15 protein-coding genes are annotated in these 20,695 nt (G+C 68.8%); 8 read left to right on the top strand and 7 right to left on the bottom strand.

Annotated elements, in window-relative coordinates; translation table 11 throughout:
- Positions 1–22: 22 nt before the first annotated feature.
- From ODE13_RS05390 to ODE13_RS05415, 6 genes are all read right to left on the bottom strand, one after another.
- A complete protein-coding gene (locus ODE13_RS05390) occupies positions 23–652 on the bottom strand; it encodes a hypothetical protein (protein ID WP_322478310.1) in 630 nt (209 codons plus the stop codon).
- Positions 653–806: 154 nt separating this feature from the next.
- Positions 807–1,880, bottom strand: a complete 1,074-nt coding sequence (locus tag ODE13_RS05395) for an ATP-grasp domain-containing protein (RefSeq protein WP_322478311.1) — start codon at positions 1,878–1,880, stop codon at positions 807–809.
- On the bottom strand, positions 1,873–4,689 hold the full coding sequence (locus ODE13_RS05400) for a glycosyltransferase (RefSeq protein ID WP_322478312.1): 2,817 nt from the start codon (positions 4,687–4,689) through the stop codon (positions 1,873–1,875). Before ODE13_RS05400 ends, ODE13_RS05395 begins: the two co-directional genes overlap by 8 nt.
- The gene (locus tag ODE13_RS05405) at positions 4,686–7,610 is read right to left on the bottom strand and encodes a glycosyltransferase (RefSeq protein ID WP_322478313.1); all 2,925 of its coding nucleotides are present in this window, start codon (positions 7,608–7,610) and stop codon (positions 4,686–4,688) included. The genes ODE13_RS05400 and ODE13_RS05405 overlap by 4 nt, the downstream gene beginning before the upstream one ends.
- On the bottom strand, positions 7,607–8,086 hold the full coding sequence (locus ODE13_RS05410; RefSeq protein ID WP_322478314.1) for a hypothetical protein: 480 nt from the start codon (positions 8,084–8,086) through the stop codon (positions 7,607–7,609). Before ODE13_RS05410 ends, ODE13_RS05405 begins: the two co-directional genes overlap by 4 nt.
- A gap of 248 nt (positions 8,087–8,334) precedes the next feature.
- Positions 8,335–8,568, bottom strand: coding sequence for a hypothetical protein (locus ODE13_RS05415; protein WP_322478315.1), 234 nt, complete (start codon positions 8,566–8,568; stop codon positions 8,335–8,337).
- Positions 8,569–8,702: 134 nt separating this feature from the next.
- On the opposite strand from ODE13_RS05415, the gene ODE13_RS05420 reads away from it, so the two are divergent.
- Genes ODE13_RS05420 through ODE13_RS05430 form a run of 3 tightly spaced genes read left to right on the top strand, consistent with a single transcriptional unit; the run spans position 8,703 to position 11,910 of the window.
- Positions 8,703–9,152 carry a hypothetical protein gene (locus tag ODE13_RS05420; protein ID WP_322478316.1) on the top strand — a complete coding sequence of 150 codons (450 nt, stop codon included), beginning with the start codon at positions 8,703–8,705 and terminating at the stop codon, positions 9,150–9,152.
- Between the two features lie 8 nt (positions 9,153–9,160).
- Positions 9,161–10,768, top strand: coding sequence for a hypothetical protein (locus ODE13_RS05425; RefSeq protein WP_322478317.1), 1,608 nt, complete (start codon positions 9,161–9,163; stop codon positions 10,766–10,768).
- Positions 10,768–11,910, top strand: coding sequence for a hypothetical protein (locus ODE13_RS05430; protein ID WP_322478318.1), 1,143 nt, complete (start codon positions 10,768–10,770; stop codon positions 11,908–11,910). The genes ODE13_RS05425 and ODE13_RS05430 overlap by 1 nt, the downstream gene beginning before the upstream one ends.
- A gap of 33 nt (positions 11,911–11,943) precedes the next feature.
- Here ODE13_RS05430 and ODE13_RS05435 read toward each other — a convergent pair whose 3' ends face one another.
- Positions 11,944–13,182: a sugar-transfer associated ATP-grasp domain-containing protein gene (locus ODE13_RS05435; protein ID WP_322478319.1), complete on the bottom strand. Its 1,239-nt coding sequence runs from the start codon at positions 13,180–13,182 to the stop codon at positions 11,944–11,946.
- A 158-nt stretch (positions 13,183–13,340) separates the two neighbouring features.
- Between ODE13_RS05435 and ODE13_RS05440 the strand changes: the two genes are divergently transcribed.
- From ODE13_RS05440 to ODE13_RS05460, 5 genes are all read left to right on the top strand, one after another.
- Complete coding sequence (locus ODE13_RS05440) at positions 13,341–15,038, top strand: asparagine synthase-related protein (protein WP_322478320.1); 1,698 nt, start codon at positions 13,341–13,343, stop codon at positions 15,036–15,038.
- Between the two features lie 6 nt (positions 15,039–15,044).
- Positions 15,045–15,467: a hypothetical protein gene (locus ODE13_RS05445; RefSeq protein WP_322478321.1), complete on the top strand. Its 423-nt coding sequence runs from the start codon at positions 15,045–15,047 to the stop codon at positions 15,465–15,467.
- A 115-nt stretch (positions 15,468–15,582) separates the two neighbouring features.
- Positions 15,583–18,426 carry an enolase C-terminal domain-like protein gene (locus ODE13_RS05450; RefSeq protein ID WP_322478322.1) on the top strand — a complete coding sequence of 948 codons (2,844 nt, stop codon included), beginning with the start codon at positions 15,583–15,585 and terminating at the stop codon, positions 18,424–18,426.
- 25 nt (positions 18,427–18,451) lie between these two features.
- Complete coding sequence (locus tag ODE13_RS05455) at positions 18,452–19,630, top strand: hypothetical protein (RefSeq protein ID WP_322478323.1); 1,179 nt, start codon at positions 18,452–18,454, stop codon at positions 19,628–19,630.
- Positions 19,631–19,633: 3 nt separating this feature from the next.
- Positions 19,634–20,689 carry an ATP-grasp fold amidoligase family protein gene (locus tag ODE13_RS05460; protein WP_322478324.1) on the top strand — a complete coding sequence of 352 codons (1,056 nt, stop codon included), beginning with the start codon at positions 19,634–19,636 and terminating at the stop codon, positions 20,687–20,689.
- Positions 20,690–20,695: the final 6 nt, after the last annotated feature.

Below are 20,695 nucleotides of genomic sequence, written 5' to 3' on the forward strand. Positions count from 1 at the left end.
CTGACCGAGTGCGGCGCTGGACTCAACGGTCAGCACCCGCCCGGGAGATCACCTGGCGGATCCGGCGCACCACCGGGCTGGGGACGGTGTTCCGCACGACCGTCTTCACCCGGCGCTGGACCGTCCCCTGCTGGTCCTGGGCACGGGAGAGCCGAGCCACAGAACGGTCGATTCGGGTCATCGTCGAAGACAGCTTCGTCAGGGGATCCTCCAGCGCCTCCAGCCGCTGCTCCATGGAGGAGAGGCGCTTCTCGACGCCGTCCAGACGGCGCTCCAGCTGCTGGAACCGCTTGGGGAACCCGGAGGGGACGCGCTGGGCGTAGTTGCCGACCTGGCGGACCTCTTTGCGCAGCGAATCCTCGGCCTTCTCGACGGTCTCGGTGGAGACCGCAGGTGAGCTGGCGATCTTCGAGGCCAGGTTCTTCAGCACCCGCTGGGTCTCGTTGCGGTTGAAGGTGTCCAGCTGCTGATAGGTCCACTGCAGCTCACGCAGGAGGGCGCGCTGCTGGTCCAGCAGGGCGTCGACCACGTCAGGAAGCGGCTCCTCCACGGCGACCGGCCCCCTGCCGTCGACGTCGTCCGTGGCGGTGATGTCCGTCCTGCCCTCGAAGGTGGTCGTTTCACTCTCCGATGCCGCTGCCCCTGCTGTCACGGGTGACTCCTTGTTCGTCCAGTCCACGTTCAGTGATGTGTGATCGGTATGGTCTCGTCCGAGAGCACCCCCTGCTCCCGGCCGTCATCAGTCTAGATGCCCCAGGGCCTGCTCGCTCGGCAGCCGCCGGGCTTCTCATTTCCTGGACCCTCGCTCATCGGCCGCGCTGCATCTCCTCCAGCAGAGCCGCGGCCACGTCCCGCGATGTCCCGTATCCGGGCACCTGGTTGATGGAGAGATTCGCCGAGGTGTTCAGCTCGATCACTCTCGCGTCCTCGGGGGAGCCGAGCTCAGGGACCAGCAGGTCGACTCCGGCGCATCGCAGGTCCGGGAAGGCCGACACCGCGCGCACTGCAAGCTCCAGCAGCTCCGGATGGATCTCCTCGGTGACGTCGACCGTCACCCCGCCCTGGGAGACGTTCGCCGTCCCGTTGAGGAAGACCACCTCACCGGTGGCGGGGACGTCGTCCAGTCCGATGCCGCGCCGGCCCAGCAGCGTCACGTCCAGAAACGTGGGGCGCGAGGAGAGGTACTTGTGCACGGTGCGGGCCTGCTCGTACTCCTCGGCGAGCTTCGCCACGCTGCGCGAGCCGTCGCCGATCACATGGGCGGGGACCCGGACCGTCGCCGCGACGGCGCTGTCGCCGACCACGAACACCCGGGTGTCGACCCCGCGCACCTGCTCCTCCAGGATCACCTGCTTTCTGGTGGACTCGCGGCGGGCACGCTGCCACGCGCTGCGCAGCTGATCCTCGGTGCGGACCTCCACGCTGACCCCCCGGCCCGCGTTGCCGTCGGCGGGTTTGACGACGACCTCGCCCAGTCCGCCGTCGGTGGTCTGCTCCGCCCACCAGCTCACCGCGGTCTCCAGCCGGGTGGCCGGGAAGTGCCGGCCCCGGGGCACCGGGAGCCCGGCGCGGGCCAGCAGATCCTTGGTGAAGGTCTTGGAGCGGGTGGTGCGGGCCGCGGAGTACCCGACCAGGGTGCTGATCAGCCCCACCGTGCCGCCGATGCAGCGGCCGGCCTCAAAGAAGTACATCGACTTGTCCTGCTCGCGCACCGTCAGGCCCCGGCGCTTGGCCTCTCGTGTCAAGGCACCGCGATGCCCCGGCCATGAGGCCAGCGGGGTGAACTGCAGATGCCGGTGCGCCAGGTGCCGCTGCACGAAGGCGAGGTTCGCGTCGGTGGTCGGCTCATCCGGCCCCCGACGTGCGGGCGGCTCAACCATCGGCGCCGCTCCCACCCTGACCCGACCGGGCGGTCTCCAGATCGGAGAAGAACTGCCCCACCACGGGGTCGGTCCACTCGTGCTCCCCGTAGCAGGAGAGGATCTGGGCGATCGTCTCGGCTGCATCCAGCCACTGCTCCGGGGGCACGGTGCGCAGCTTCTTCAGATACCAGTTGACCGTGTACCCCTCGAACCGGGTGCGGCGGTAGGTCTCCAGGAGGTCGTTCTCGCGCAGCCAGCGGGCGCGGGCACGGTCCAGCGGCAGATACTTGCGGAAGTACCGGGGGGACACCGAGTTCACCATCGACCCGCTGACCTCGCTGTAGTACGCGTTCACCGGGGTGTCCACAGAGCGGATCCGGCGCGCCCGGTGCATCATCTGCTGGGCCAGGAAGTTGTCCTGCCCGGCCGCGCCCACCGGCTGGACCGGCTCCAGTGACTGCAGCCAGGCGGTGCGCACCACCGCGGCGTGGATGCGCAGCGAGCGGAACCCCCACAGCTCATGCGGGCTTGTCGGCAGCACGACAGTGCCCGCCGCATCGAGGTGCTCCGCGAAGGTCTCCTGGATCTCCGCATGGTGGTCCAGACGCTGATGCCGGGTGGACCAACGGGTGAAGTTGCCCAGCACGAAGTCCACGTCCGGATGAGCGTCCAGCTCAGCCACCAGCCGGGCCAGCCCGTCCTCGACCATCTCATCGTCCGGGTCGAGGAAGGCGATCTGCTCGGTGGCGGCCAGTCGGACCCCCAAGTCCCTGGGGCGTGAGGCAGAACCGGAGCCGCCCTGGGCGAAGCGGTAGGCGCTGACCTGCGGGTGCTCGCCGGCCAGCTCGTCCACGGTCTGCAGCGTCGCCTGGTCACTGGAGCCGTCGTCGAGAAGCAGGATGTGCATCTGGTCGAAGAGACTGGAACGGCGCAGCGAGGCGAAGGCCTTGTGCCGCAGGTGGTCGCCGTTCTCATAGACCGGGATCACCACACTCAGGCGCAGCCTGAGGGTCTCGGCGGTCTCGCGGACCTCGGCGGCGAAGGTCTCCACGGCGTCGTCGAGATCCGGAGCGGCATCCCGCAGGGTGATCCCCGTGGTCGCCGGGTGATGTCCGAATCCGTCGATCGCGTAGGCCTGCACGCTGCGCGCCACCTGCCCCAGCCGCTCGGCGGAGACCAGCCGGTCGGCGGCCGGGCGCCACCAGGCGCTGAGTGCGAGGTCCTCGACACCCACACGGTGCCGGTGGGAGTGCCGATCCGACTGGGCGACGGCGTCGTCGTCGGCGGTGGTGCCGGGCCGCGTGCCGTCCAGGGTTCCGGTCGGGACGCCCGGGGAGGTGAGCTTGGTGGTCACACAGTCCCGCTGGTGGGCGAAGGAGGCCAGGTGGTCGGCCGCGTAGGTGGGGGCGTAGCGGTGCTGCGGGCTCACCGGCAGCAGCATGTCCACCTCTGCGATGCCGGCGGAGGCGCGGCGGGAGAGCTGCTCCCAGTCGATCAGCTCCACCGGGCCGAGGCTCTGGCCCGCGAGGTCCCGGCGCAGCGTCTCACTGGGCTCCTCGGTGACGGCCAGCAGCCGTGGAGAGCGTGGGAGCGTCCCGACGCCGGCGGCCGCGGCGATGGTCATCAGCCGGTCCGCGGCATGGTGGTCCAGGAAGGCCTTCCGGATGCCTTCGGCCTGGGTGCGGCGCAGCTCCCGGTGGGTGAGCACCTCCAAGGCCGCGGCCACGTCTTGGGGAGACTGGGCGATGTGCACATGCGGGTGCTCGGAGTTCACGCCCTGGTTGTAGGTGGAGAGCACCATCGTCCCGGAGGCCTCGAGCTCCAGGATCCGGTCGCTGAGCATCGTCTGCGAGCCGACCGCGGAGTTCAGTGCGATCGCACGGTCCGTGGCCCGGTGCAGCCGAGCCACCAGGTCCCGCGGACGAGTCGTGGTCAGGTACGGGGTGCAGCGCGGGGGCCAGGCGGTCTCGCCGGTGCGGGCCGGATCCTGGGAGCGGCGGTCCATCAGCGCCAGCGGCCGGCCGGATTCGAGCACCCCGTCCAGCAGCCAGCCGGCGTATTCGCGTCGTTGGGGGAAGAGCTGCTCGTGCCAGGTTCCGAAGAACGGGATCAGGTCTGTGGCCGCCGGGCGGGTGCCGATCGGGGAGTGGTGCACCGGGTTCACCCCCATCGTCAGCAGCCCGATCGACTGCGCCCGCGGGCAGTCCTGCGCGTAGCGGGGGAGATGCTCCGCGGTGGCGGTGAGGATGTGATCCGTCTGCTCGGCGATGCCCTGCCAGTGCGGGTAGAAGCGCGGCACCTGGGTGCCCCAGAAGACCACCGGAACACCCCGGGCGCGCAGGTGCGGGATGATGCGTCCGGTCAGCGCGGTCCGCGGGGCGGAGGAGAGCCGCTCGACGCCGGACCAGCCGCCGTCGATCCCGGAGACCACCGGGGTCACCAGCAGCAGGTCAGGGGGCCCCGACTCGGCAAGCTGCTCCTGCCAGGACTCGGGGCTCAGGTAGATCAGGTCAGCCAGCCCGGTGAAGCTCCGATGCAGCGGCTCGTCACAGATGATCGCCACGCGCAGCCCGGTGTGCGGCTTCGCGATCCCCGGTTCGCCGGGAGGAAGCTCCTGGAGCACGGGCGCCAGACGATCGATCAGCTCGCCGACGTCCTGAGCGTCCCGGATGAAGGGGCTGGAGAGGTGGGGCGACCCTTCACGCAGCAGCGTCCGGCGCAGCCCCCGCTGGGACCCTCCTCCGGAGATCAGCGACTCCAAGGCCTCCAGACCGGCGTCGAGCTCGGCGACGCGGAAGGAGAACTCCCCGGCGGGTGGGCGGGTCATCGAGCATCCTCCTGGGCAGCATCGGGCCGTGCGTCGTGCAGCGATCGGTAGAAGTCCAGGATCCGCGGATGGTCGCCGTCGTAGCCTCCGTAGAGGTCCACGATCCAGGCCAGGGTCTCAGCCGCCTCCTGCCACTGCTCGGCCGGGACGGCGTCGAGCTTCTTCAGGTACCAGCTGACCAGGAAGCCCTCGAGCCGAGTCCGGCGGTACTCGTCCAGCAGGCCCACCGAGCGCAGCCACTCGGAACGGTCCCGCTCCAACGGCACGTAGCGGTGGAAGAGCCTGGCGCTGACGGCATTGACGGTGGAGTCGCTGACTTCGCTGTAGTAGGTGTGCACCTTGGTGCGCACCGGACGGATCCGACGCGCGTAGTGCAGCATCTGCTGGGAGAAGTAGGAGTCCTGCCCGACGCCGCCCACCGGCTGGGTGAGTCCCAGCCGTTTCAGCCACGAGGTGCGGGCGATCATCGCCTGGATGCTGAAGGGCATGAAGGCGGTGCGGGAGAGCACATCTCCCGGGCTGATCAGGTTCCCGTGCTCATCCTCCTCCATGCCTTTGGCCAGGCTGTTGAGGAACTTCACCGTCTTGACGTTCTTCTGCTGCCGCTTGGTCGGGGCGTTGCGCCACAAGGTCATGTGGCCCAGCACGAAGTCGACCTCCGGGTGCTCCACGAACTCCTGGTAGAGCCGGGTGTACCCCGACTCCACGGCCTCGTTGTCTGGGTCCAGATAGGTCACATACGGGGTGGAGGCCAGCGCCAACCCGGTGTTGCGCGGCCGCGACGCCGAGCCGGAGCCACCCTCGGGGTGGTGGAAGGCGGAGACGTTCGGATAGGTGTGCGCCAGGTCCTCCACGGTGTCGGCGGTGGCCGGATCCGTGGAGCCGTCGTTGATCAGCAGCACATGCATCATGTCGAAGATCGTGGAGCGGCGCAGCGAGGCGAAGGCCTTGTGGCGCAGGTGATCGCCGTTGTTGTAGACCGGCACCACCACCGAGAGCTGCAGGCCGTACTTCTCCGCCACTGTACGGAACTCCCGGCCGGCGAAGTCGAGGTCGTCGCCGCGGAGCCGGTCAGGGGCCGGCCGGCGGGGAGTGAGGATGCGCCGGGCCAGCGGAGCATGGGCGGAGTGGTCCAGCTGGGCAGGGTCCGCATTGGAGAACACCAGGTCCTCCTGGATGTCCTTCAGCGCCTGGGCTACCCCGGAGAGCTCCCCGGTGTTGGGTGAGATCGTCACGGTGCGGTCCGCCGGGTGATGGTTCAGATGGTCCACGGCGTACACCCGGGCCTGGCGGGCGCGGAGAGCCAGACTGGTCGGGGAGTCCACGCCGTCCAGGTCCGGACGCCACCAGGCGGTGAGGTCCAGCCGACGGATGCCGGTGTGGTGGCGGTGGGCGTCGTCGTCGGTCTCTGCGGCGGTGCCCGCCAGCTTGGTGGTGACCGCGGCCGACTGGTAGGTGAAGGCTGCGGCGTGGTCGGCGGCGTAGCGAGGCGTGTAGTGCCGGGAGGGGGTCACAGGCAGCAGGATGTCGTAGTCGCCGTCGTGCTCGCGCAGCTTCTCCCAGCTGGTCAGCGGCACGGCGGAATGCGTCTGCTCGGCCATCTCCCGGGCCAGGGCGTCGGTGGGCCTGTCCGTCACCGCCAGGATGCGCTCGCTGTCCTGCGGCGGGGTGGCGCCGGCGGCCCGGGCGATGCTGGCCAGCCGGTTGATCGCGTGATCGTCCAGGAAGACCTTGCGGATGCCGTCGCCCTGGACCCGGCGCAGCTCCTCCAGCGTGATGGAGTTCAGCATGGCGGCGACGTCGTCGGCCGAGTTGGCGATGTGCACCTGCGGGTAGAACGAGTTCACCCCCTGGTTGTAGGTGGAGATCACCATCGTGCCGGAGGCCTGCAGCTCCAGGACCCGGTTGGCGAACATCGACTGGGAGGCGACCACCGAGTTGAGGTTCACCGCGACATCCGTCACCCGCTGCATCTCCATGAGGTCCTCACGCGGCTGCGCGGGCGCGATGTAGGGGGTGTAGCCGCGCGGGTAGGAGTAGCGGCGGTCGTAGGGGCTGGGCTCGAAGGCCGAGTGGCGGTCGATGATCACCAGCGGGTAGCCGGACTGGATGACCCCGTTGAGCGCCCAGGAGCCGTAGGTGGTGCGCTGCGGGTACTTCTCCGGCAGCCAGGAGCCGGCGAAGTGGATCAGGTCGCTGGCGGCGGGCCGGGAACCGATGGGCGTGTGGACCAGCGGGTTCACCCCGAAGGGCAGCACCCCGATGCTCTGCGCGTCCGGGCAGTCCCGCTCGTAGTGCGGGACCATCTCCTCCGCGGTGGTGAGGATGTGGTCCGCGGCCTGGGCGAGGGAGAGGAAGAGCTCGTAGTTGGGCGGATCCTCCTTGCCGTAGTAGACGACCGGGATGCCGTGCTCTCGGAAGGTCCGCATGATCACGTCCGTGAGCTGCCGACGCCGCCAGGAGTCGGGGCGGGCGTTGCCGATCCAGGACTTGCCGTCCACACCCTTCCAGGTGGCCGCGACCAGCAGCAGGTCCGGGCGGTTCTCCTCGGTGAGCTGGTTGCGCCAGTCCTTGGGCTTCAGCGGGACCAGGTCCACCAGACCGTCCATGGACTGGTGGAAGAAGCTGTCGCAGACGACGGCGATCCTCAGCTGACTGTGCGGGCGGGAGATGCCCATCTCCCCGGGCGGCAGGGCCTCGACAGCGGGGCGGACGTCCTCCAGCAGCTGCTCGGCGTTGAGCGCGCCGTGGGTGAAGGGGGTCGCGCGCAACGGAGAGAGTTGGCGGAATCGGGTGTCCTGCAGCAGGCCTTCGAGCGAGGCCTTGTGGCCCGTGAGCTCGGTGCCGAGGTCCTCGAAGAGCTCCAGTCCCTGTTCGAGCTGGGCGATGCGGTACTGGAGGGTGTTCGGCTCCGGCGTCATCTGCCGGCGCCCCCGGAGAGCCGCTTGAGTTGATCCTTCACCGGGCGGGGCAGACGACGCGCCGCGGCCCGGGCGGCGCGCCTGGGGTCGGTCGCCGCGACCTTCACCGCGCGCCGGGCGGAGTGGCTGATCCGGGCGGACTGCTCCGGCGTGTTCCTCTTCACGTACTTGACGTCACGGGTGAGCTTCTCGACGTCCTTGGAGAGCCTCTCCACCTGCTTGGCGAGCTGGCGGTCTGCCATCTTCTCGTCGATGCTGCGGGAGAGATCCTTCAGCACGCCCTCGACCTCCAGTCGGTGGAAGGTGTCGAGCTGCTTATAGGCCCACTGCAGCTCGCGCAGCAGGGCGCGGTGCTGCTCGAGGAGCTGCACGACCAGGGGGTCCAGCTGCTCGCCCTGCGGCGGCGCGGGAAGATCCGGAACCGGCTTCAGCTCCTGGGTGCGCTCATTCGAGGGTTCGGTGACCGTTCCCGTCATCGCTGCTGGACTCCTCGTGGTCGGCCTCATCTGTGACGGTGTGCTCCCTGGTGCGTCCCGTGCGGGGAGCCTCCGACTGCTGCGTGCGTGATCGCTGCGACCGGGGCTGACGCGTGCGCCCAGCCACAGTTGCCCCACAGTCTACAAACCTCCCCCCGCACGCCGACAGGCGGCGGACAGGGAGCATGACCGAGGTCGATCCAGGCAGAGTCTAGCGCGGCTCAGGGACAAGACGGCGTCACCGGCGTTTATCGGTGGCGTGTGGACGGGGAGCACGTGGGGCTGGAGTTCAGCACTGAGCCGGTGCGGGAGAAGACCGTGCTCCGTCCCGCGGGGTCCGTGGCGGTGAAGGTCAGCCCGCCGCTGCACAGGGTGCCCAGGCCGTGCCGCAGGCATTCGCGCTCGAGCAGCACGGTGCTCAGCGGCCGCCTCCCGAAGGAGGCCATATGCTGGGAGATGTCGTACTCGCGAGGTTCTGGCACAGGTGCCGTGATGCGCGGTGAGACTGGGTGATCGCTGGTGATCAGCTGATCGTATGGTGCGTGCCGCGAGGGTGTCCGTCGCCCGGTGCGCCGACGCCGCACAGGTGCCCGGCTCTGGTATGAATGATGTGGTCTTGCAGAACGAACCGTGGGGAGTGGGACGGGTGACGATGATCGGTCGGCGGCTGCGCCGGATGCGCCTGATGCTCGCGGTCTGCGCCGCCGCGGCGGTGGTGTCCCTGTGTGGGATCCTCGCGGTGCTGTTCGGCCATGACACCGCAGGTCTGGTCATCCTGCTGCTGGCTACCCAGGGGCTGATCGCCGGCTGCGCCGTGGTGCTGCACCGGGCGGTGCTGCGCACTCGAACCCGGTCCGAAGAAGGCCGCGTCGGTGAGCCCCGCCCGGAGATCTCCCCGGAGGACGTCATCGAAGGTGTGCGCGAGCAGCTCGAGGCCCACGGCGGCAACGAGCAGCGCCTGGCCCGGCTGCTGGAGCAGCAGGAGGCCGCGCAGACCCAGCTGCGCCGTCGGCTCTTCGAGGAGTCCTTCTCCCCGGACGCTTCCCGGGCGCCCGAGCAGGACTGAGGGCGGCCATGGCATCGGTCCTGGCTGGGCCAGCTGACACGTACGACGTCGACGTCGTCATCCTCTCCGACTTCCGACTGCCCGGCGGCACCACCAGCAGCATCGCCGAGGAGGTCCGCGCCCAGGCGGAGGCCGGGATCAGCACGGCCCTGGTCCACGCCGCGGGCTCGATCACCAACTACCCGAATCCCTGGAGCACCCACATCCAGCGCATCCTGGACCTGCCCGGAGTGCGCATCGCCTCCCCGCGGGAACGGATCCACGCCAAGGTGCTGGTCATCAGGCACCCCACTGTCATCTACAGCACGCTCTCCGCCTGCGAGGGGATCAGCGCAGACCACGTGATCATCGTGGTCAACCATGCCGCGGTCGACGCCGCGGACACCTGGCACTACCCGGTGGAGGCCACCGACGCGCGGGTTCGCCGGCTCTTCGGCGTCACCCCGGTGTGGGCCCCCATCGGCCCGGTGGTGCGCCAGACCGTGCTGGACCAGACCACCCGCGTCCCGCTGCGGGAGAAGGACTGGGTCAACATCTTCCGCATCTCCGGGGAGATCCGTCGCCGCACCGGCTTCATCGCGGATCGGCCGGTGATCGGCCGGCACTCCCGCCCGCAGCCGGGAAAGTGGCCGGCCACCGGACGGGACATCCTGCAGGCCTACCCGGACTCGCCGCGCTATCAGGTGGAGATCCTCGGCGGAGCGCAGGTGGCCGAGCACAAACTGGGCTACGTGCCTTCCCGCTGGCACGTGGTGGAGTTCGGCGGCGAAGAGCCGGAGCACTTCCTGGAACGCATCGACTTCTGGGTGTACATGCACCACCCGGACCTCAAGGAGGCGTTCGGCCGGGCGGCCATGGAGGCGCTGGCGGCCGGCTGCGTGGCCATCATGCCGCCCTATATGGAGGAGCTCTTCGGCGACGCCGCGCTCTACGCCTCGCCGCGGGAGGTCCAGCGCACCGTGGACGAGTACTACGCGGACCCGGCGAAGTTCCTGAAGCAGTCCGCACGTGCCCAGGACTTCGCCCTGGCGTTCAGCCCGGAGATGCACATCCGGCGGCTCGAAGAACTCGGCGTCGAGGCACCCGGCACCCCCGTCAACGCCGAGCCGGGGGAGGTCCCGGCCCTGCCCGGTCCTACCCTGCTGGTCGCCGCCCAGGCCGAGGAGGATGTCCTGGAGCGGGCGCTCGCCCACCTGCGGGCCTCCGGGGACCGTCCTGTGCTGCGCGTGGACCTGACCGACCGCCTCGGCCGTGGACCCGACGGCTCTGGTCCCACGGTGCAGCTGCCCACCGCCGCGGCGCTGCAGACCGATGATCAGACCTGGCAGAGCCACCTCCACGGCAGCCTGCGACGGCTGCTGCGCACTCACCGTCCCGGGCAGGTGCTCGTGGTGGGGGAGGAGGTCCCCGAAGGAGTGCTCAGGGCCTTGGCCTGGGCCGATGTCCCGGGCACCTGGGTGCGTGGCCGTGCCGGCGACGACGTCGCCCCCGAGCCGCGGGTGGCCAGCTGCTTCCGTCGCGTGATGACGCCCTCCCAGCTGCCGAGGGCCCCCGGGACCGCCGCGGAGGCCCCGCTCGCACACCATGCACCCAGAGAAGGACAGGAGTCCCGCTGATGCAGACCTCCTCCACGTCGAGCAGCTCGACGCCGACCAGTGACACGCGCGTCGGCCAGGCGCCGGCCGGCGCCGCCTCCGCGGACTCCTGGTCCACGAGCCTGGAGACCTGGGCCCGCGGCCGTCACGGTGAGAAGGTGCTGACCGTGGCGAGCACGATGGACTTCGCCCCGCTGGGCACCCTGCGCCCCCAGACCTTCTACGAGCTGCCGGTGGTGATGGCGGTGATGACACGGCGCAGCGCCTCGCTGCACGCCGCGCTGACTCGGGCCGTGGAGATCATCCGTGAGGCCACCTATGCTTTCCGCATGGTGGTCGTCACCGATGTGCCGACCAGCGCGCCCGTGCGTACTGTGGACTGGACCGTGGAACACCTGCTCGGCGAGGCCGACTGGGCCGCGCTGCAGGGGGAGAACTGGCTCCCGGCCGCCGTCGACCACCTGGAGTGGGCGCGCCGGCAGTACGGCGCCTCGCTGGTGCTGGCACCCGAGAGCCCTGAGCAGGTCCTGGAGGACATCGCCCGGGTGGGAGCCTTCTCTCGGGCGCCGGAGAAGCTCATGTCCACCGCCGCAGAGCTGGCCCGCCAGGCGCTGCCCGAGGGCCCACAGCCTGGTGGGCCGGTGGCACAGGAGGAGAGGGCCTTGCGCGGCTGGTGGCGGGGAGCCCTCGAGGACGGCCTCGCCCGTCAGCTGGACCTCGGTGGGGGCTTCACTCCGACGGTCACAGTCACCGGCGGGGACTCTGCCGGGGTCATCGTCGCCGACGGCGTCACCGCCGGTGAGGCGCTGCAGGGCTGGGCCTCGGAGTCCGGATGGTCAGTGGTGCGCATCGGCCGGGCTGAGGCCGCCGGGCCCACGGCCGAGCGGCTGCATCAGGCGCTGCTCCGTGCCGCAGGGGAGGGCGCCGCTCGGGCCGTCGGTGCCGCCGGGCCGCTGCTGCTCATCACCGACCAGCCGCAGGAGGACCACCCGGTGCCCGAAGGTCTGGACGGCGTCGTCGTGCTGCACCGTCCGGAGGAGCCGGGCACCGGTTGGAGCGCGGAGCTGCTCATGGGTTATGGGGCGAGCACCCGGATCCGTGCCGCCGAGCTGCCCACGGCCCTGGACCGGCTGCGCAGGATCCACCTGGCCACCACACTCTGAGGTCCACTTCCGCTGGTGCTCAGCGGGGGAGGTTCAGTTGCGCTTCTTGGGAACCACTCCGCGCTTCTCGAAGTAGCGCCGCACGCGCTCGTCCTTCAACAGGGGGCCGTGGACCTGCAGCACGTTCATCCCGGAGTTGACGTTGGCCTCGAGGATGACCGGGCCTGTGGGGCTGACGATGATGTCCCAGCCGATGTACTCCATGAAGTTCAGCCGCTTCGCGCCCTCGAGCACCAGCGCCTTGGTCTCCTCCCAGAAGGGGACCGTCGCGCCTTCGATCTGCGCCCCGGAGTCCGGATGCACGGTGTGCCACACCGGGGTGTGGTCGTCGGGAAGCTGCCCGGCGCGGGAGAGGGTGCCCGTGGCGATGTCGATCTTCGCGCTGAGCCCGCCCTGGGTCCAGTTGTCCACATGGGCCGAGCGGGAGGTGCCGATGCGCTGGACCGCGACGGCGATGAACGGCTCCTTGCCCTGGGTGAGGTCCGGCATGGTCAGCACCCGCAGTGTGTTGGTGGAATGCGGATTGAGCTGGGCCTGGGACTCGGCCTGCGGGACGGCGGCTTCGAAGATCATCGGCTTCGGGCGAGCCTCGATCCAGGAGGCGACGTCCTCGAAGCTGCGATCCTGGCCGTTCATCCGCCAACCGTCCGCGGTGCGGCGGACCGAGACGACGAACCGCCCCTCCGCACCCCGCAGGGGCTTGACGAAGACTCGCTGGCCGACCTCCAAGCGGGTCTCGAGGAACTCCCGGAGGGGGACCTGGTCGTCGTTCGGGAAGACATGGACCTCTCCTCGGGAGTAGAGGCCCAGCAGCGGCACGACGTCGGAGTCGAGCCCAAGCTGATTCATCAGCAGGAAAAAGGAGAACTTGTTGTCCAGGATCTCCTGCAGGTGGGGGTGCACCATGCGTTTGGTGCGGGTGTATCGCTGGACGTCGGTGACGTAGTCCTGCTGGTCCTCATTGGGCAGGTCGTAGAGGGTCACGGAACGGGAGAGGAAACCCTGGGCCCACCACTGAGGGCGACGCATAGCCGGTGAGGTCTCCCACCGGAACTCCTTGCGGAGGAACTTCCGGTAGTCCTCGGCCCAGCGACGTGATTTGCGCACCTCCTTGCGCCAATTGCGGCGCTTGTGGTCCGCCTTGCGGGCGATCTGCCGGGACTTCCGCACCACTTTCCGGGAGAAGGACGGCGGGGGAGGCGTCGGAGAGGGCACGGGCTGTGCCGCACCGTCTGGGACGGTGTGCCGTCCGTGGTCGGCCGCGGAATCCATCGGTGTGGTCGCCTCCAGGTGCAGGGGTTCACGAGCGTTAGGATCGTACCAAGCCGGAGGCGCCGTGCTTCGCCGACGCCCCGGGCCTCTGCCATCCTCGTACATCCGAGGTTCCCGAAGAGTCGGCGTCCGGGCACCGGGCGCGCAAGGAGATGTCTGTGACCGAGACGACCCGAGTCTGCGGCATGCTCGGAGCCGGCGATCCTGCGCGTGTGCGGCGCATGGCCGGCGCGGCCGGACTCGCTCCGGAAGAGAGTGGCACCGCGGTGATCGTCGACCGTCCTGCGGCGCTGCTCATCGGCAGCACCGCGCTGCGGGCCCGTCCCGAGGTCGGTGGCGAGGCCTGGATGTTCTCCACCGCCACTCCGGAGCCCGCGGGGCTCGGGACCGCGCCGGTGCGGTGGGAGCACGCCGCCCGTGACGCCGACGTCGCGGGAGTGGTCCTGGAGCCTGACGGCGCGATGGTCCTGCACACCGGCATCTCCGGGGTCCAGCCCGTCTACGTGGAGCAGCATGAGGACGTCGTCTACTTCGCCACCGAGCTGAATCTGCTGGTGGACACCGCGCCGGGGCTGCTCGCCCCCGACTGGACCGGCTGGGCACAGATCATCGGCATCGGCGCGCCCCTGGCCGGGCGCACCACCGTGGAGGGGATCCGCCGCCTGGGCCCCATGGAGCAGGTGCGTCTGGAGCACGGCGGCGCTCCGCGCGGCAGACGTGTGGCCTGGCCCTGGGAGCAGATCACCCCGGAACCGGGCCTGAGCCCGGAGAGCCTCACCGGCGACGTCCTGGAGGCGATGCGCGGTCAGGTCGCCGCGCTCGGCGAGAGCGGCCCGCTGCAGCCGATGCTCTCCGGAGGCCGTGACTCCCGGCTGCTGACCGGCCTCGCAGACGAGTTGGGCCAGCCCGGCGGGCTGACCGCCTGGACCACCAGCTCCGACACCGGCACGACTTTGGAGGAGCTCACCGCGGCCCGGATCGCCTCTCGTCTGGGAATCCGGCAGCGGATCGTGCCCGGCCGGCATGACGGCTTCGCGCAGGACTTCGCGGAATACGCTGAGGTGACCGGGCATCAGGCCTCCTTCCATGTATGGCTCATGCCGGTGGCACGTGAGCTGGCCCGTCAGCAGGGGACCGTGCTAGACGGTCTTGGCGGAGGGGTCTTCCTGGGAGGCGGATTCCCCGACGATCCAGCCGTGCTCCAGGAGGGAGGTGGACCGCAGGAGCTGATGACCTCCCGGTTCGGCCGCCTGGCGCGATACCTGCAGGTGGCCGAGGAGCTCCTCGCCCCAGGAGTGGCGGGCGCGTTGACCGCCGCAGGGCGGGATGACTTCATGAGGATCGCCGAACCCTTGGCCGAGCACCCGCAGGGAGCGACGCTCACGGCCTACCTGACCCGCACCCTGCCCGGCATCAGCATGGCCCCAGCCGCCGTGCTGGGCGGAAGCCGGCCCACGGCGGTGCCGATCATGTCCCACCAGGTGGTCTCGCAGGCTCTGCGTGTGGAGCACGCGGCGAAACGGGACGGCCGCTGGTACCCGGGCCTGCTGCGCCGGGTGCGTCCTGAGTTCGACGACATCCCCACCGCCGCGGACCTCACCACGGGCCGACAGCATGTGCGCCGCGGTGCTTCGCTGGACGCGGCGGCCTGGTATCGGGAGCTCGTCATGACCTCCCCGGCGGCTGCCCTGCTCGGGGACAAGCTTCGCGAGGGCGACGCCGAGCTGTGGCGCCGTCAGCTCACTCGCACCCGTGCCCAGCACCTGATCCGCGGACTCGCCCTCATGGCGCTGTGGCTGCGTCGGCATGAGGACCGCCTGACCGAGACCGATCCGACCCCGCTGCGGCACGGCTGAGGAGACATGATGAGCACACGAGTACTGCCGCTGCTGCTGCACGCGGGGAAGACGGCGCGAGGTCTCGACGACGCCCCGGACCCGCAGACGCTGGAAGCGCTGATCCGCGCCGAACACACCGGCCGCCCGTCCGTGCTCTGGGTGGAGAGTCTCGCGGACCTGGACGCCCCCGCCGCGGTGCTGGTCACGCATATCGCGGTCCCTGCGTCGGAGACGGGCTCCCTCACCGAGCTGCATCAGGAGGCGCTGGGCCGCTTCGGACCCGAGCGGGTGCTGCGGGCCGACGGCCCCGAGGAGGCTCTGCAGGCTGTCCATGCCGCGATGACGCCTGCGGGCAACAGTCTCCGTACGCGTGCCCCCACCGGCCTTGCCGGGGGCAGATTCATCGCCGCCGCAGCGCGGCGGATTCGTCGGCTCATCGGTCGCTGAGGCCGAGCCGTGCCGAAACTCAGCGAGGTCGCGGTGATAGCATCACTGCGGTCTGGTCCATGTCCGATCTGACCCGCACCTCAGCCGACCGATGGACGAGAGTTCGCCACCACATATGACTTCCTCCACATCCACAGACACCTCCCCGGCTATCCGAATCGTTCGCACTCGGGCGTTTTCGTATCGAGTCCCGCGCGAGGTGGTGGGCCGCGGCACCAAGTTCAATTATGTAGTCCACCTCAAGGCGGAGTCCTCGGACGGAGGGATCGTCGAGGGCCTGGGGGAAGGGCAGCCACGCGGAGCCGTGACGGGTGATGAGACTGGCTCGTCCTGGCCGTTCTTGAGCGCCGTGGTGCAGAGGCTCGAGGGGGAGGCTCTCGGCATCGGCCAGGCGGAGGATGCCGTGCGGACCGTGAGACGTCTGATGGCGAGCTTCGTCGAGATGGCGGATGACTACTCTGTCGACTCGGATTATGTCCGCCCCTTCCGCGGGACGCTGCTCGGCGTGGAGGAGGCGCTGCTGGATCTGGCAGCCCGCGCGCTGGGCATCCCCCTGAGCGGCCTGCTGGGGAAGTGCCGTGAAGGGGGTCCCGGTCTGCCGATCGCCTCTCATGGCGAACCGGGAGAGAGTGACTACGCTGACGGACGTCATCTGGAGCCTGGAGCGCACCGTCGTATCCGGCTCGCCTGCCGAGACGCCGACGAGGCAGCAGGTGGCTTTCTCAAGGTGCTGGCCTCCGTGCGAGAAGCTGATGACCCCGCTACGCCGCTGTGGCTCGACTTCACGTCGGGCATGGATATCGAGACCGCCCGGGACTTCGTGCGGTCAGTGGTCGTGGGTGCTCGTCAGGGAGACCTGCCTGCCGCCGTCGTCATGGATCAGCCTGTGAAGCGTGGAGCTGGCGATAAGCTGGCTTCGCTGCAGATCTTGGCCGACGAGCTGACCGCTGGCTCCGATCTGGACGTCCGCATCATGGCGGATGAGTCCGTGTGGGACATGGAGTCATTCGAGAGCCTGTGTTCTCAGGGCGGAGTGAGGGCTATTCACCTCCGGCCGGCGCAGGTAGGGGGTCTGCTCGCCAGCCTGGACATCGCTGAACGGGCTGTCGCCCATGACCCGGGTATGCAGATCTTTCTGAGCCGGATGATCGGCGCAAGTCGGGTGACCACATCTGCCCTCAGCCAGCTCGCCCTGTCGCTGCCGGCGGTGCATCATGCCACGGTCTCCGCCGTCGTCGAAGAGCACCTGCCGTTCACCCAGCTGGACGGCTTTGAGACGGAGCCGCTCATCGATCAGGAACTCGTCGGTGCTGAGGTCGTCATGACGCCCCACGAGCCGGAGGAATCCGAGGACGAGACGGATGACGAGGAGTCGGCCGAATCCACGGGAACTTCAGATTCGGGTGCCTACGAAGGTGACGACGACTCGTCTTCCTCGTACCAGGACCTCTGGGCGGGGCTCGGCGCGTTGCGGCGGCTGCCGTTCCGCCAGGTCGCCGGCGCTGATGCCGAAGGGCTTGGTGTGTCACTGGCTCCAGCGGCGCTCGTTGGCGACATCGAGAACATGGTGACCTTTCCGGAGGCCCCCGTGGTCATGAACGCTGGAATGGCGCCGACCGTGTACGACGACGTGGACAACCTGCATCCGCTGGGCCCGAACGGCTCTAAGGGGCACCTGCTCGAACGCGAAGCGCTGGCCCTGGGTCTGCAGACGACACGCTTCTCCAAAGGGGCGTTCAGCGCTACCGACGGCACGCACCCGCCGGTGGCCTTCAAGTGGAGCCGAAACCCTCTCAGCAGCGCTGTGTCGCTGGCGTTGTGCACGCACAAGGAAGCCACCCGACTGCAGCTGCAGCGTGCTGGCATCCCCGTCCCGCAGGGAAGGACGTTCGCGCAAGGAGACTTTGCGACCGCGAGGGCGTTCGCCGAGAGGATCGGCTATCCCGTCGTGGTGAAGCCCGCCATGGGAGTGCGGGGCATCGGTGTGGTGGCAGGCATCCAGGATGGTGACCAGCTTGATTCCGCCTTCCGGCTCATGTCGGGTTCGAAACTGGGCACCCAGGACTTCATCGTCGAGAAGCACGTCAATGGTCAGGACTACCGCATCGTCGTGGTGGGGGACCGCGTAGTCGCCGCGATCCTCCGCGAGCCTGCTTCGGTTATGGGAGACGGTCGTCGCACGGTGGCGGAGCTCATGATCGACAAGAACGTGGCCCGTCGGCGCAACCCCCACCTCTGGGCGCGACCGGCTAAGTACGATGAGGCCGCCAGGTATGAGTTGGAGAAGGCAGGACTCAGCCTCGACTCTGTGCCCTCGCCCGGTCAACGTGTCCAGCTGGCCAACACTTGCAGCCTGTCCCAGGGCGGCGACTCGATCGATGTCCTCGACGAGTTGCATCCCTCGATCCAGGAGGCCTGCGTCAAGACGGTCCAGGCGATTCCGGGACTCGTGTACTGCGGGGTGGACTTCCTCCTCGAGGACCACCGCAGGCCGTTGGACGAGCAGGACGCAGGCATCTGCGAGCTCAACGCGCATGCCGCCATCGGCAACTGCGAATACCCTATGTACGGCACCCCGAGGAAGGTCGCGGCCACGCTCATGCAGGCCACCATCGATCACTATGCCCTGGACGCCCACACGGAGCGGTCCAGCTCGGTGGCACTGAAGGTGACCGTCCGTGGGAAGGTCACCGGAGTGGGCTACAGGAACTGGTTGCGGCGTCGTGCGCTCCAGTCCGGCGTCACGGGCTGGGTGAGAAATGTGAGCCGGAAGACTGTCGAAGCTGTCCTCGTGGGGTCCACAGATGCGACGACGGCGCTCGTCGCGTCGACGATCCTCGGGCCCCGGAGGTCCCTGCCGACGACCTACACCACCGAGCATATCCAGGATCCGGGCGTCAGCGGATTCGAGATCGTCGACCAGGCACCGGTCGAGACCAAGCCCGCAGCGCGAGCCTGACAGCCCGAGAGAAGTGAGTACAGAGATGACGAGTCGACAGCGCACCGCCGAGATGCCCTCTGCACTGCGAGATGGCTTTGAAGTGCACACCGCCGCCCTGGCGCGCCGGATGAGCGTGACGCTCCTCCCGAGGCAGGTGTTGATCGTCGGCGGCGACGGGCGCCCGGCGGGTGAGACTGCTTTCGCTCACGGCATACCTCAGACGACGACGTTGTCCGGCGCGACCTTCGCCCAGGACAAGCGCATCAGGCGTGCGATCCTGGCCAAGGCCGGGTTCAAGGTCCCCAAGGGGGCGACGTTCTCGGTGGGACGCAGCCGCGGGGCCGCACGGCGGTACGCCGAACGCATCGGTTACCCCGTCGTGCTCAAGCCTGCGCAGGGTGACAACACCATCGAGACGCAGGCGGACATCCGAGATGAAGAGGCCCTCGTGCGCGGAGCTGAGTACTTCTTCGCCCCGCCGGGAGACCGAGCCGACTACGTGCGCGCGGCCTATGCCCTGACGGAGCTTCGTGAACCAGGAATTCACAACGGGCAGATCGTCGTGCCTCCCGGGTATCGCTTCCTCATCGAGGAGCAGGTGCGGGGCGCCTATGTCCGACTGCTCGTCCTGGAGGGGCAGATCGTCAATGCCATGTACCTTCCGCACGGCCCGTGGAACTCCGGGGACCAGGGCAAGGACATCACGGACGAGGTGCACGAGTCGCTGAAGACAGTCGCGCGCGATGTCGTCACAGCATTCCAGGGACTGTCTCTGGCCGCGGTTGACGTTGTTGTCCCGGACTGGCGGACGGAGGTGACTCGCCAAGAGGTCCCGATCGTTGAACTGTCCGAAAGGCCGTGGCTCGCAGTCCAGGGAGCTGTCTCTTCGGACACGGCAGAGGAGTTGGCCGTCGCGATCTTGGAATCCGGCGTGGCCAGAACTCTTCCAACTCCGACTGATACGGGCATACATGTGCAGACGCGGCTCGAAGGAGCCGTGAACGCGCAGGGATTCCTCGACGCCATGATCGGAGCAGCCGACACGCTCGATCTGGAGGCCATGGGGCAGGTCGCCGACACGGCCCTGGGAACAGTGACCATGACGCTGCGCGGTGGCGCACACGATGTCGCCGCACTGATCGAGCAAGCCCTCGATTCTGGTGTGGGGGGACAACGTGCAATGTTGGCTGAGACCGCCGAGGTCTCTCCTGAGAGAGGATGATCCGTGGCGATCAAGAAGGTGACGGCGTCGACCCTGGCGGTCAGTGAGTCCGCAGACGCCCTGCTCAAGAGCACCATCAACAGCAAGCTGTCGCCGCGAGCCCTGCGCGGTGTCAGCAGCGGCTACCTCCGTGACGAGGTGCAGCCGCTGCTGGATCAGGCGGGCCCCCAGCACGTGACACACAACGTCCTGCGGCGCATCGAGCGACGAGGCCTGCGGGTCCCCAAGGGGATCTCCTTCCGCGCGAAGATGCTGGAGATGTCTGAGGCGAGGAAACTCGGAGTCCTGCGTCCCACGTGGGCCCTCGACCAGAAGAACTCGGCCTACGCCTTTCTGGACGGTCTCGGAGTCAGAAGGCCGCAGTCGGACACTCAGACCTACTCCTTCGACGCGCTGCCCCGCGAGACCCCCGGGGTGATCAAGGCGACCAAGTCCACCGGTGCCCGGGGATGCTATCTCCTCTTCAGCGAGTCGAGGATCGTCCATGTCCGAGACAACGAGACCTTCTCCTCCTGGGAGGATTTCGAGAACCACGCGCGAGCTCTGATGGCTCGTGATGACACGACGAATCCCAACCCTCTTCCAGACCGCTGGATGGTGGAGGAGCTGGTTCTCGAAGACGCTTCGGCCGGGACCGCCGCGCGAAACCTGAAGTTCTACGCGTTCTACGGCGAAATCCTGCTCATGCAAGAGTCGCGTCGCGAGCCTGACCTCGAAGTTGCCTTCTGGACGGCGGACAACCAGCCCACCAGGACCGGGCGATACGAGGATCTCGTCTTCGACGGGATCGGCGTCACTTCGGAACATCTGGAGACGGTGTCAGCGATCAGCCGGGCGATCCCTCACCCATTCATGCGTATTGACATGCTTAATGGCCAGGACGGGATCGTTTTCGGAGAGTTCACTCCACGGCCGGGGAACTTCGATGAGTTCAACGACCACTGGGACAGGGTGCTGGGTGAGGCCTGGGTCCGTGCTGAATCCCGGATCTTGGCCGACCTGCTCCATGGGCGCACGTTCGGCCCCTATCTGGAGTCGACAAGGCTGCTGGAGAAGTGAGACGAC

It is taken from the genome of Nesterenkonia sp. HG001 (assembly GCF_034438835.1).
GTDB lineage: Bacteria > Actinomycetota > Actinomycetes > Actinomycetales > Micrococcaceae > Nesterenkonia > Nesterenkonia xinjiangensis.

What these genes read in the sequence shown, in the direction of transcription:
- ODE13_RS05400 (WP_322478312.1), bottom strand. Translation starts at nt 4,689, where the DNA reads ATGACCCGCCCACCCGCCGGGGAGTTCTCCTTCCGCGTCGCCGAGCTC.
- ODE13_RS05425 (WP_322478317.1), top strand. Translation starts at nt 9,161, where the DNA reads ATGGCATCGGTCCTGGCTGGGCCAGCTGACACGTACGACGTCGACGTC.
- ODE13_RS05395 (WP_322478311.1), bottom strand. Translation starts at nt 1,880, where the DNA reads ATGGTTGAGCCGCCCGCACGTCGGGGGCCGGATGAGCCGACCACCGAC.
- ODE13_RS05410 (WP_322478314.1), bottom strand. Translation starts at nt 8,086, where the DNA reads ATGACGGGAACGGTCACCGAACCCTCGAATGAGCGCACCCAGGAGCTG.
- ODE13_RS05405 (WP_322478313.1), bottom strand. Translation starts at nt 7,610, where the DNA reads ATGACGCCGGAGCCGAACACCCTCCAGTACCGCATCGCCCAGCTCGAA.
- ODE13_RS05430 (WP_322478318.1), top strand. Translation starts at nt 10,768, where the DNA reads ATGCAGACCTCCTCCACGTCGAGCAGCTCGACGCCGACCAGTGACACG.
- ODE13_RS05445 (WP_322478321.1), top strand. Translation starts at nt 15,045, where the DNA reads ATGATGAGCACACGAGTACTGCCGCTGCTGCTGCACGCGGGGAAGACG.
- ODE13_RS05450 (WP_322478322.1), top strand. Translation starts at nt 15,583, where the DNA reads ATGACTTCCTCCACATCCACAGACACCTCCCCGGCTATCCGAATCGTT.
- ODE13_RS05435 (WP_322478319.1), bottom strand. Translation starts at nt 13,182, where the DNA reads ATGGATTCCGCGGCCGACCACGGACGGCACACCGTCCCAGACGGTGCG.
- ODE13_RS05455 (WP_322478323.1), top strand. Translation starts at nt 18,452, where the DNA reads ATGACGAGTCGACAGCGCACCGCCGAGATGCCCTCTGCACTGCGAGAT.